This is a genomic window from Halomonas sp. SpR1 (genome assembly GCF_031010175.1).
Taxonomy (GTDB): Bacteria; Pseudomonadota; Gammaproteobacteria; order Pseudomonadales; family Halomonadaceae; genus Vreelandella.
This window is the reverse complement of the sequence record NZ_JAUAMB010000032.1, coordinates 13,157-24,965: the sequence shown is the minus strand read 5'-3', so window position 1 is coordinate 24,965 and position 11,809 is coordinate 13,157. Positions and strand designations below refer to the sequence as shown.

The window sequence follows — 11,809 nt, the reverse complement described above, 5'->3', positions numbered from 1 at the left end:
CTTCTCGTTGGCTCCGCCACCCAAGCTCTCCTTGCGTTTGTTACCTCAGAAATTAAATCCCAGCAGTAATTGGGTATACAGGTTAGCGCTGTCGCTGCCGATCTGGCTGCCACCGCCTACAGCAGAAGTATCCGGGTCATAACGCCCGATCAAAGGCATCACCCACCAGCGTTCACTGGGCGCCCAAAAAGCGTAAAGATTGACCTCCTGCCCATCTACGTTGGGGCCTGCTTCGCTAGACAGGGTATGGAAGTCGTAAAGCATAGCGCCCAGACTCAAGCTGTCCGATGGTGTAAGCGTCACGTTAAGCTGCTGGACGCGGGAGTTCGAATTGAAGGGGCCGGCATAGTTGGCCGCCACCTCGCCCTGAAACCAGGTGCCCAATGCCCGGCCGTTACCATAGAATAACGGGTCGTACTGATCGGAGAAGCGGCTGAACCGATAGCTAACGCTAGGCGTCCATGGCGCGTCTGAGAATGTCCAGCCTGCTTCCAGGTACCAGGCATTTTCGTCCTCTGAACTACCATTTTGCTGTAGTGCGTACTCACCGGAAAGAAACAGGTTTTCGACACCGGCATTGCCTTGCCCCCGCACGCTATAGACCTTAACGTTTTCGCGGTCAGGGTAGAGAAAAGCATAGTCGTCGTCCGTACTCAGTACATCAAGGTAGGTAACGCCAAGCGTGCCGTTGTCGGTCACACGCTCAAAATTCGCAATCCCCAGCGCCGGTTTGGCCTGAGCTGGATTGTCTGACTCTAGCCACATAACATCCCCGCGCCAGCCTTGCTCTCCCCCCAAGCGTAGAACAGCGGTTTTTGCAAACGCTTGTCGCCCAGCTAAGTAGTAGGCACCTCCCCGGTTAAGCTCGCCACCCAGCACGCCCTCACCAAAGCTGAGGGCATCCCCAGAAACCAAAAAACCATCACCGAGCTGGATACGCTGCCGGCCCAGCGAGAAATCAATGCCGTCTTCACCAAAAGCGGCCACGGTATCGCCTGATTTCCAGCCGGCATAAAGATTTTCAAGCCGCGTTTTGCGCTCGTCCCCGGTCGTAAAGCCAGCCGCGTCTCCTTGGCCAAGTGTCGCGCTGGACACCCAGGCCACATTGGCATAAAGCGAGCTGCGCTGAAGCGAATGGGTGGCGTCCAGGCCGTATTTGGCGTACCCCTCCTGCCAGTCTCGCCCACCAGCCTTACTCGTTTCGGACTGCGCATAGCCCTGTTGACTATGGAATGCGCCCACCACCACCTCAACGTTGGCCTCTATGTGGGTAGCCTCGTTATCGACCAGCTCAGCGGCACGGGCGCTGTTTAACGAAGCGGTTAGCGCGCCAGTGGCAATAGCGGTCACAGGCAGCAAGGCGGAATAGCGTAGCTTCATCATGGAGAGATCCCTTGTTATTTTGCACGACTTGCTTGGGTATTAGGCACTGCGTATTGATTAACCTGTCTCAGATTATTCAGTCACGCAGCGCATCTCTTGTCGTTGTTTGACGAAAAACTGCCTCTCCTTGCCTGCGTCCTGTACTGGCGACCATGGGGAATAAAAAGACCGGCGCTGAGGCCGGTATAAAGGTTGGAGGGAAGCACGCTAAAGCAGTGTGGTTTTTATAGCCACGTCATAGCCACACCAGGGATAACGCGGGGACAAATACAACAATGGCAATACGCACCACATCCGCCCCAATAAACGGCAAGATACCTCGGTTGACAGTAGCCAAGGACGCGCCTCTGCTATATTTCTGCACGATAAATAAATTCATGCCCATCGGCGGTGTTATCAGGCCGATCTCGACCACCATCAACGCGACGATACCGAACCAGATCGACTTTGCACTGGCATCCAGACCGAACAGCTCCAGCCCCATGACAATGGGGTAAAAGATGGGGATGGTTAACATAATCATCGACAGCGAATCCATCACACAGCCCAGCAGTAAGTAAATGAGCAGGATGAGCATTAGTACCGCCAGCGGTGCCAGGCCACTGCTTAGTATCCACTCGGCCAGCGTACTGGGTAACTGCCCCAGAGCCAGGCCGCTGTTTAACAGATCAGCGCCAATCACCACCAGGTAAATCATGGCGGTCGCTTCGGCAGTTCCCACCAGGCTTTTATAAACCCCTTGCCAGCGCATGCCCCCACGCCATACGGCATAAACACCGCAGGCCGCCGCCCCAATGGAAGCGGCTTCGGTCAAGTTTGCCCAGCCCCCATACAGCCCAAAGATGACAACGACAAAGATAACCAGTATCGGCGCAATGTCGCGCAAACTGATTAACCGCTCGGCCCAGGAGTGACGAGGGGCTCTGGCAACACCGCGCATCGTTCTGATGGCCATGATGCGAATAACCAGCAGATAACCTGCCACCGCTAATAAGCCAGGCACAATCGCCGCCATAAAGAGCGCCGCAATCGACTCCTGGGTCAGCACCGCATAAACGATTAACGGCACAGAAGGGGGAATCAGGATGCCCAGGGTGCCGGCTGCTGCCACGGTACCCGTCGCGAGGCGCTGTCCATAGTGATAGCGCTCCAACTCCGGAAGGGCCACTTGGCTCATGGTAGTGGCGGTCGCCAAAGAGGAGCCGCAAATGGCGCCGAAGCCTGCACAAGCACCGGCCGCCGACATCGCCAACCCGCCTCGCCAGTGGCCTATCCAACTAGCACAGGCCCGGAATAAGGCAGCGGATAACCCCCCGTGAATGGCAAACTGGCCCATCAAGATGAAAATCGGAATGACCGCCAGGTCATAGCTGGAGAAACGGGCGTAGACCAAATTGTTAAGCGTAAAGAGCAGCGACCGAGTATCACCACCATTCACTAACCAGTAACAGATCGCACCGGCCACCAGCATGGCGACCCCAACGTGCCATCGCACCCCCAGCATCACCAACAAGATGCCCAGCGAGATAGCCCCTATTTCAAGGCCGCCCATCATAGTCTGTCCCCCTCTGACGCTGTCGCTTCCGCATCGTCAGCAACGCAGCGGATACTCTGATAAAGCGCACACAAGCCCAGCATGGCGATGCCGGGAAGCATGGCTGCCTGAGGAATCCACTGAGGGATACCAAGCTGAACGCTTTGGGCGTTATAGGTCAGGCTGTCGAGCGCTAGCAAAGCCGTCCGCCAAACCAATAGCCCGCTCACCAGGGCGAGCACTAAATGGGCAATCGCCAACAGAGCGCGGTTGAATAGCGCTGGCAAGAACGTCCCGACGATATCCACGCGGATATGACGGTCGTTAATCTCACACAGCGGAAGAAAGCAGGCTACTGCGACGGCAATCAACATTTGCAGCAACTCAATATCCCCTGATATGGGGGCTGACCAAAGTCGCCGCCCTAACATCGACAGCAGAGAAATACCGATGGCCGACAGCAGTAATACACCGCCTGCCATCGCCATCGCAATGGCTAACCGTCTCAGTACTATTCTTGTCATCACCCTCTCCAAACGCCTTACTGATCTGACGCTTTCAGACGTAGGTCAGGGATCTGTTCGTCAACCATTGCGGCAAGCGCCTCCGCCAAGGCGCGACGATCAATACCGTCGTCGCTGTTGGCCATCCATTCGCTAGCGATACCTCGCGTCGCCGAATTCATTTCCTGCCAAGCCGCATCGTCCAGGGTGATAATCGTATGCGCCGGGTCGGCTTCAATGCTGCTTCGAGCGTCGCTGATGGCCGCATCCCAGGCGCTGCCGAAGCGCTCGGAGAGCACCTCACCGCTGAGCGAGTCAAGCACCTCCCGCGCCTCATCCGGCAAGCGGTCATAGCTGCGTTGATTCATCAACAGCGCCAGCACAGTCACGGTGGCAGTCGCCTGGTCGTCGGCATTTTCGGTGTGATAAAAGGTCACTTCATTTAGCTTGGTCGGTGGCACCACTTCCCATCCGGCCGTAGCGCCATCAATAACGCCTTTGGCCAACGTATCGGCGATCTGTGCTGGCGGCATGCTGACTGCTGAGGCCCCCATTTCATCGATAATCCTGGATGCCATACGCGTAGGCGATCTGAGCCGTTGGCCACTCATACTCTCAAGGTTACGAATTGGGGTTTCACGCGTATGGAGCACGCTGCCACCATCGCTGTGCACCGCTAAGACTTTATAATCTTTAAAGTCTTCCGCAGCGTGCTGTTGGGAGAACTGCCAGGCGATGCGGCTCGCTTCAACGCCACCAGAAGGCAGTACAAAAGGCAGCTCCATCGCCTCGCTGCGAGGGAAACGACCAGCGGAGTACCCAAGCGCCGTCCATGCGATATCAACCACGCCGTTGCGAACGGTATCGGCAAGCTGGGCGGGCGTTCCCCCCAGCTGCATTGAGGGATATATCTGACAGCGCAGCTCACCCTCAGATTGGGCCTCAAGATCTTCGCACCATGGCTCAATGACCTGCTGTTGGGCATTCGACATAGCAGGCAAGAAATGCATGATTCTTAAGGTTGTTGCCGCTTGAGCGGGCAGCGACGCGGCCATGGAAGCCACCACAGCTACGCCAAGGCTGAGACGTAGGCGACGGGGCAGGAACGGGGATTGAGGCATGACTTTCTCCATTACTTATTATAGATACCAGAGGTTTATTGGGGTGGTCACTGCTAAATCATCATTTTGTTAATATATAAACAAAAACAAAGAGCGCGGGAAGCTATCCGTTAGTCGTAGACAATTAAAATGTTGTTAATATTTTAACAACATTGCAATCAAAATCTTTGAAATAGTCTATTAATGGCCCTTAAACGTGAATGAGCCAGCGCTTAGCGCTGGCTCACAGGTGAGATCGTTCTGGCGGCTACTATCAGGTGCCAACGGTGAAGATGGGTTTAAAGAAAGCGGCCAGCTCTTCGGTGGCCGATAGCGGCAGAACATGGGCCACATATTGATCAGGGCGAACCACCACCACGGCACCATGACGGTCAATGCTACGCGCACTGAAAATATCGTCGTCCGGGAGACACCCGAAAACGTTTTCCAAATTGACCAGGGCAAAGGGGCCGACTTCCGGCTTGAAAGCTTCAGGCACCCGAGTGATATCAATCGCCTCGTGCGGCTGCTGATAGATCACCTTGATATCAAACCAGCTACTTACGCCCTCAGGCTGAGGCGCCACCTGCAGCGGCGATTGTGGTGACGCCTGCAACCACGCCGCGAATTCGTCAATGGCTGAGGGCGTATCGACTGCTGCCAAGTCGGCAAATACATACAGACGCCAGCGCCCATCGGCTTCAGCCAGATGCCCCAGCTGCAGCGGGTTAGCGTCACACACTCGGATCGCTGACGCCGACTTAAAACGTTTGCCGACTGGAAACCCAGCGGCAAGGGCTTGATAGGTTGTCTCCCCAGTGATCATCGATGGCTGATACTCCGTCATAAAGCCAGCGGGGAATTCAATGGTTCGCATGTAGAAATCTTCCAGCTCGGACGGGTCTTCAAACTCCTCCGGGCGCTTAGCCATCATCGACGACCACTGTTTATCAAAGTCGATTAAGTTTTTAGCCACCACCTGGCGCTCGGCGGAGTAGGTAGATAACAAGCTGGCGGGGCTCACGCCGGTCAATACATGGCCTAGCTTCCAACCCAGATTGAAACCATCCTGCATGGAAACATTCATGCCCTGCCCGGCCTTAGCACTGTGGGTGTGGCAGGCATCACCGGTAATGAAAACCCGGGGCAGGCGACCGGCGTCCGGATTCTCGACGTCATCGAAGCGGTCACTGAGGCGATGCCCCACTTCGTAGACGCTGTGCCAGGCCACATGACGCACATCCAGGTGGTAGGGGTGCATGATTTCATTGGCTTTGGCGATGATGGTGTCAATCGGCGTTTCGCGCACTTTATTGCTGCCATCCGCCGGCACTTCACCGAGATCCACGTACATTCTGAACAAGTGACCACCTTCGCGGGGAATAAGGAGAATACTGCCCCCCGAATGCGACTGAATGGCACATTTCGTACGGATATCGGGAAAGTCGGTGACCGCCAGCACATCCATGACGCCCCAGGCATGATTCGCCTGATCACCCGCCAGGGTGCAACCGATGGCAGAGCGCACACCGCTGCGCGCCCCATCACACCCGACGACGTATTTAGCCCGTACCGTTCGGCTCTGACCCTCCTGCTCACCCGCGGTATGGCGTAACGTCACCGTGACCGGGTACTCGTCATTTTCAGCGATATGCAGGCTATCAAAAGCAAAACCATAATCAGGGCGAATGCGCGCAGGCCCGTTCATGGCGGCTTCGGCGAGATAATCAAGCACCCTTGCCTGATTAACGATCAGGTGAGGAAACTCGCTAATACCCGCCGGATCGTCAGGGGTACGCGCGGTGCGTGTAATGCACGTCGGCTGACTGACATCCGGCTTCCAAAACGCCATCTCGGTGATGCGATAGGCTTCGGCAGTGATGCGGTCGGCAAAGCCAAAGGCTTGAAAGGTTTCAACGCTGCGCGCCTGAATGCCATCGGCATGCCCAATTTCAAGTCGCCCCGCCCGTCTTTCGACAATGCGCGTTGTTACCTCGGGGAATTGAGCCAGTTGAGCCGCCATAATCATGCCAGCAGGCCCGGTGCCTACAATCAGCACATCCACTTCTTCAGGCAGCGATGCAGCACGGCTTACACCGCTACCCGCTGCAGGTTTGATACGTGGGTCGTGGGAAACATAGCCATAGTGGTGGAACTGCATAATATCTACCTCGTAAACGTGATGGCTTGGCATTTTTCTATACTGGATCAGGCAAGCCCCCGAGAGGATGTGTTTTACACAGCCTTCATTGTACTTTTCATAAATAACCCACCTACCTTAGTCGACAACCATTAATAAATTAAAAAATATTGTTAATCTATTAATACAAATCATAGAAATAGTGTTAAAAAACCATCTATAAGAGATGGAGGTCTATGTCTTCGTGCTAAAAAAGGAAGCCATGAATTTTCAATTATCGCTCTCTTGGCTATGCGAAAGGCTATGTGAAAATCCATCTTGACAGGCGCCTTTATTTTTTCGTTAATACATTAATGAAAGTAACCGCGCCATTTTAAAAACCACTGCGCTACTCAGGTCAGACTGCTTCTATGCGCTAGATAGCCCAGTATTTTTAAGGAGTTACAACGTGCCACACCTGCATATCGAGTATTCGCCCGAGGTGGCAACACTGGTTAACGTACAAGATGTATGCCTGGCCGCCTACAAGGCAATGAAAGAGAGCGGTATTTTTCCTATCGCGGGTATCCGGGTACGCGCCTTCGCCGCAGACCACTGCATCGTTGCCGATGACCACCCCGACAACAATTTTATGGCCATGACTCTTTCTGTGGGGGCTGGCCGAGAACGGAGCGCGCTTAAAGCTGCCGGCGACCGGGTGTTTGCGGCCGTTCAGCAAGCCCTGGCACAACCGCTCGCCACGCCCCACTTCGCCTTATCACTGGAAATCCGCGAGATCAGCGCCGATTTGAGTTGGAAAGACACGCCTATTCACTCCCGACTGTCGTCATAACAGGAGCCTTCACCATGAGCACTTTGCAAGACAACATCGCCCGGGCGCAGCAGTATATGCAGCGCTTTAAAGAGCAAGGGGTACTCAACCACATCAACGGTGAGTCGGTACCCGCACTGTCGGGAGCCACCTTCGACACTATTTCTCCCGTTGACCTCAAGCCCTTAGCAAGCGTTGCCCGTGGTGGCAGCGACGATATCGACCGCGCCGTCAAAGCCTCTCAGGAAGCCTTTAAAACCTGGAGTAAAACGCCAGGTAAAGAGCGCCGCGCTATTCTGATCAAGGTGGCCGAAGCCATTGAAGCCCGTGCAGAAGAGATCGCCTTCACGGAGTGCATGGATACCGGCCAAGCGCTGCGTTTTATGTCGAAGGCAGCTATTCGTGGTGCGGCTAATTTTCGCTACTTCGCAGACAAAGCCCCCGAGGCCGAGGATGGCCTGGCCCTGCGTAACGACACCCAAATGAATGTAACCTCCAAGCGCCCGCTTGGCCCGGTGGGAGTGATCACGCCATGGAACACGCCGTTTATGCTCTCCACCTGGAAGATAGCGCCCGCCCTGGCGTCCGGCTGCACCGTGGTGCATAAACCCGCCGAATTTTCGCCGATGACAGCCAAGCTGCTGGTTGAGATCGCAGAAGAAGCCGGGCTACCGAAAGGTGTACTCAACCTGGTCAATGGTTTCGGCGAGGACGCGGGTAAAGCGCTAACAGAGCACAAAGGCATCAAGGCAGTGGCCTTTGTGGGTGAAAGTCGCACCGGGCAAATGATCATGGCCCAGGCAGCTCCCACGCTGAAGCGCTTCCATTTCGAGCTCGGCGGTAAAAATCCTGTCATTATTTTTGACGACGCGGATATTGAGCGTGCGATAGAAGCCGCCACCTTCATGATCTACTCGCTAAACGGTGAGCGCTGCACGTCCTCTTCACGCCTGTTGGTGCAAGACACTATCTACGCCGAGGTCACTCGCCGCGTTGCCGACATCGCCAACAACGTCAAGGTCGGCCACCCTCTTGACCCAGACACCATCGTCGGCCCGCTGATTCACCCTGAGCACGAGAAAAAAGTGCTGTCCTATTTTGACAAGGCCCGCGCCCAAGGCGCCACCATTGCGGCCGGTGGCGAAAAGGTCGGCGAAGAGGGCTGCTTCGTGCGCCCAACGCTATTTACCCAGGCCAACAATGATATGGCCATCGCCCAGGAAGAGATTTTTGGCCCGGTGCTGACCGCCATTCCGTTCACAGACGAGGACGACGCTCTGCGTATCGCCAACGATACCGAGTACGGCCTGGCTGCCTACCTGTGGACCAATGACCTCAACCGCGCCATACGTTTAACCGATCAGCTTGAAGCCGGCATGATGTGGGTCAACTCAGAGAATGTGCGCCATTTACCCGCGCCCTTTGGTGGCGTTAAGTCCTCCGGCATTGGCAGGGACGGCGGGGACTGGTCCTTCGACTTTTATATGGAGACCGTCAACGTATCCTTCCCGCGCAAGGTGCATCAGGTTCCGAAACTCGGCTAATCAATGCCCGAGACGACACCTCTGGCTCACACCGCCTGTTTAGATGGTATATGGAGAAACACAATGCCCACACCAGCCCCTAACTTATACCCTGAATTCAACATTATACGCTTAAGCCATGCTGTATTCGGCGTGACCGATCTGGCCAAGAGCCGCCACTTTTATGTGGATACGCTCGGCCTTCAGGTCACCGACGAAGACGACCAGCGCATCTATCTACGGGCCATGGAAGAGCGCGGCCACCACTGCATGGTGCTCGAAAAAAGCGCTGAAGCTAACGTTCAGTCACTCTCTTTCAAGGTTTTTGATGAGAGCGAATTAGATAAGGCGTACGCCTGGTTCGAACAGCAGTGCAAACCCGTTGAGTGGGTAGAACGCCCCTATCAAGGTCGCACACTACGCACTGTGGACTGCTTTGACACCCCTATCGAGTTTTATTACCAGATGGAACGGCTAGCGCCTATCCATCAACAGTACGCTCTCTACCGGGGTGTCAAACCGCTACGCATCGACCACTTTAATCTGTTTTCTACCAGTGTCGATGACGCCGTGGCGTTCTATAACCGCATGGGATTCCGGGTCACTGAATACACCGAGGATGAAGAGAGCGGCAAGCTATGGGCCGCCTGGATGCATCGTAAGGGCGGTGTCCACGATATCGCGTTTACCAACGGTGAAGGCCCGCGCCTGCACCACACCGCATTCTGGGTGCCCACACCACTCAATATCATTGATTTGTGCGACCTGATGGCCACCACCGGTTACGTCAGCAATATCGAACGTGGGCCCGGTCGCCACGGCATCTCCAATGCATTTTTCCTGTACATCCTCGACCCAGATGGCCACCGCATCGAAATTTACTGCTCTGATTATCAGACCGTCGACCCGGATCTCGAACCGATCAAGTGGGACTTGAAAGACCCCCAGCGGCAAACGCTATGGGGGGCGCCAGCGCCGCGCTCCTGGTTTGAGCACGGCTCGCTCTTTAAGGGTGTCGAGACCAAAGCGTCTCAGCTAAAGGCCACGCCGATCATCGCCCCTTAACAGCGCCTGGTTGCATCTTCCAGGTTTCACAGCAAACGGCCCGGCTCAGCCGGGCTCAGGAGAATATGTCATGAGTGCACCCCTGCCCCCACGGCTGGCCGCTTTTCACGCTAATGGCGCGGATCGTTACGGCGTTGTTACCGCTGACGGGATCATTGATCTACTGCCAGAGTTTGGTCATCGGTTCAAAGGCCTAAAAGAAGTCATTGAAGCGGGCGCGATCGACGAACTGTTGAACGCCGCAGAAGGCCGCCGCCCAAGCTATCGTGAAGAAGATGTCACTTACCTGATTCCCATCGCCAACCCTGAGAAACTGATCTGTGTCGGCGTTAATTTTCCATCACGTAATGAAGAGTATAAAGACGGTCAGGCCGCCCCCAGCAAGCCCTCCTTGTTCATTCGCTTCCCGCGCAGTTTTGTCGGCCACCACCAAAACCTGGTACGCCCCCCCGAAAGCGAGCAGCTCGACTACGAAGGTGAAGTGACCATCGTTATCGGCAAGGGCGGCCGGCGTATTTCAAAAGAGAAGGCTTACGAGCATATTGCCGCGCTTACCCTATGCAACGAAGGCACCATTCGTGATTGGGTACGGCATGCCAAATTCAATGTTACCCAGGGGAAGAACTTTGACGCCACCGGTGCTATCGGGCCATGGCTGGTGCCGTTCCATAACGCCTCTCAGTTAGATGATATCGAGCTGACCACCCGGGTCAATGGCGAAGTACGCCAGAACGACCGCACCTCGCGCATGATGTTCGATTTTCGCTATATCGTGAACTACGTCTCCACGTTTACCACCCTGGTGCCCGGCGACGTTATCGTCTGCGGCACGCCTACCGGCGCCGGTGCACGCTTCGAGCCCCCTATCTGGCTGAAGCCTGGCGATGTCATTGAGGTCGAAGCGGAAGGCATCGGCAAACTGGTCAACGGCGTGGAGGATGAGAAAAATGCCATTAACTGACGCCCAGATATCCGCTGCCGCCGAAGCACTTCTGGCAGCGGAAAAAAACCGCGATCAGATCGGCCTACTGTCGCGCCAATATCCCGACATGACGCTGGATGATGCCTATGCCATCCAGGCGGCTCAGTTGCAAAAAAAGACCGAGCATGACGTCATTGGCTGGAAAATTGGCCTGACTTCCAAGGTAATGCAGGACGCCCTGGGGATCGATACACCTGATAGCGGCGTGCTTTATGACTATATGCGCTTTTCGACAGGGGCCGTGATTGCCAAGGATCACTTTATTCAACCCCGCATTGAAGCTGAAATAGCCTTCGTCATGAAAGCGCCCCTGGAAGGTGAAGTAACCCGAGAGGACGTGCTGGCGGCCACGGATTACGTTGTGCCCTCGCTGGAGATTCTGGATACGCGCATCGTTCGTCAGGATGCTGCTACCGGCCAGACACGCCTGATTGTCGATACGGTATCCGACAATGCGGCCAATGCGGGCATTGTGCTTGGCAACGAACGTCACTCGCCGACGGCTTTTGACCTGCGCTGGGTGGGTGCCATCGTCAAGAAAGATGGCAACGTCGTGGCCACCGGCCTGGGAGCGGGCGTGCTGGATGATCCGGTAACCGGGTTAGTCTGGCTGGCCCACCGCATGGCCACTTATGGCCAACGTATTGAAGCAGGACAAGTGGTGCTGTCGGGCTCTTTTATCGGCCCGGTGGAATGCCCTTCCGGCAGCGATATTGACGCCGACTTTGGCCCCTTTGGAACGGTGAAGCTGCGTTTCGATTAAAGGAT

At 55.5% G+C, this 11,809-nt stretch carries 10 protein-coding genes; 5 read left to right on the top strand and 5 right to left on the bottom strand.

Annotated features, from left to right (window positions below; all coding sequences use genetic code 11):
• Window positions 1-45: 45 nt before the first annotated feature.
• The 5 genes from QT231_RS18670 to QT231_RS18650 form a co-directional block, all read right to left on the bottom strand.
• The gene (locus tag QT231_RS18670) at window positions 46-1,383 is read right to left on the bottom strand and encodes a hypothetical protein (RefSeq protein ID WP_308338337.1); all 1,338 of its coding nucleotides are present in this window, start codon (window positions 1,381-1,383) and stop codon (window positions 46-48) included.
• A gap of 235 nt (window positions 1,384-1,618) precedes the next feature.
• Window positions 1,619-2,938, bottom strand: a complete 1,320-nt coding sequence (locus QT231_RS18665) for a TRAP transporter large permease (RefSeq protein ID WP_308338336.1) — start codon at window positions 2,936-2,938, stop codon at window positions 1,619-1,621.
• Window positions 2,935-3,441 (bottom strand): TRAP transporter small permease, encoded by a 507-nt coding sequence (locus QT231_RS18660; RefSeq protein ID WP_308338335.1) that lies wholly within the window; start codon window positions 3,439-3,441, stop codon window positions 2,935-2,937. The genes QT231_RS18665 and QT231_RS18660 overlap by 4 nt, the downstream gene beginning before the upstream one ends.
• A gap of 17 nt (window positions 3,442-3,458) precedes the next feature.
• A complete protein-coding gene (locus QT231_RS18655) occupies window positions 3,459-4,541 on the bottom strand; it encodes a TRAP transporter substrate-binding protein (RefSeq protein ID WP_308338334.1) in 1,083 nt (360 codons plus the stop codon).
• Between the two features lie 253 nt (window positions 4,542-4,794).
• On the bottom strand, window positions 4,795-6,714 hold the full coding sequence (locus tag QT231_RS18650; RefSeq protein WP_308338333.1) for an FAD-binding monooxygenase: 1,920 nt from the start codon (window positions 6,712-6,714) through the stop codon (window positions 4,795-4,797).
• A 394-nt stretch (window positions 6,715-7,108) separates the two neighbouring features.
• On the opposite strand from QT231_RS18650, the gene QT231_RS18645 reads away from it, so the two are divergent.
• From QT231_RS18645 to QT231_RS18625, 5 genes are all read left to right on the top strand, one after another.
• A complete protein-coding gene (locus QT231_RS18645) occupies window positions 7,109-7,492 on the top strand; it encodes a 5-carboxymethyl-2-hydroxymuconate Delta-isomerase (RefSeq protein ID WP_308338332.1) in 384 nt (127 codons plus the stop codon).
• Between the two features lie 14 nt (window positions 7,493-7,506).
• Window positions 7,507-9,015 carry a 5-carboxymethyl-2-hydroxymuconate semialdehyde dehydrogenase gene (hpaE, locus tag QT231_RS18640; RefSeq protein WP_308338331.1) on the top strand — a complete coding sequence of 503 codons (1,509 nt, stop codon included), beginning with the start codon at window positions 7,507-7,509 and terminating at the stop codon, window positions 9,013-9,015.
• A 63-nt stretch (window positions 9,016-9,078) separates the two neighbouring features.
• Window positions 9,079-10,059: a 3,4-dihydroxyphenylacetate 2,3-dioxygenase gene (hpaD, locus tag QT231_RS18635; RefSeq protein WP_308338330.1), complete on the top strand. Its 981-nt coding sequence runs from the start codon at window positions 9,079-9,081 to the stop codon at window positions 10,057-10,059.
• 70 nt (window positions 10,060-10,129) lie between these two features.
• Window positions 10,130-11,020: a fumarylacetoacetate hydrolase family protein gene (locus tag QT231_RS18630; protein ID WP_308338329.1), complete on the top strand. Its 891-nt coding sequence runs from the start codon at window positions 10,130-10,132 to the stop codon at window positions 11,018-11,020.
• Window positions 11,007-11,804 (top strand): 2-oxo-hepta-3-ene-1,7-dioic acid hydratase, encoded by a 798-nt coding sequence (locus QT231_RS18625; RefSeq protein WP_308338328.1) that lies wholly within the window; start codon window positions 11,007-11,009, stop codon window positions 11,802-11,804. Before QT231_RS18630 ends, QT231_RS18625 begins: the two co-directional genes overlap by 14 nt.
• Window positions 11,805-11,809: the final 5 nt, after the last annotated feature.

Bases quoted from the DNA above. Each gene is read 5' to 3' on its own strand.
- QT231_RS18670 (WP_308338337.1), bottom strand. From the start codon at position 1,383: ATGATGAAGCTACGCTATTCCGCCTTGCTGCCTGTGACCGCTATTGCC.
- QT231_RS18665 (WP_308338336.1), bottom strand. From the start codon at position 2,938: ATGATGGGCGGCCTTGAAATAGGGGCTATCTCGCTGGGCATCTTGTTG.
- QT231_RS18660 (WP_308338335.1), bottom strand. From the start codon at position 3,441: ATGACAAGAATAGTACTGAGACGGTTAGCCATTGCGATGGCGATGGCA.
- QT231_RS18655 (WP_308338334.1), bottom strand. From the start codon at position 4,541: ATGCCTCAATCCCCGTTCCTGCCCCGTCGCCTACGTCTCAGCCTTGGC.
- QT231_RS18650 (WP_308338333.1), bottom strand. From the start codon at position 6,714: ATGCCAAGCCATCACGTTTACGAGGTAGATATTATGCAGTTCCACCAC.
- hpaE (WP_308338331.1), top strand. From the start codon at position 7,507: ATGAGCACTTTGCAAGACAACATCGCCCGGGCGCAGCAGTATATGCAG.
- hpaD (WP_308338330.1), top strand. From the start codon at position 9,079: ATGCCCACACCAGCCCCTAACTTATACCCTGAATTCAACATTATACGC.
- QT231_RS18630 (WP_308338329.1), top strand. From the start codon at position 10,130: ATGAGTGCACCCCTGCCCCCACGGCTGGCCGCTTTTCACGCTAATGGC.
- QT231_RS18625 (WP_308338328.1), top strand. From the start codon at position 11,007: ATGCCATTAACTGACGCCCAGATATCCGCTGCCGCCGAAGCACTTCTG.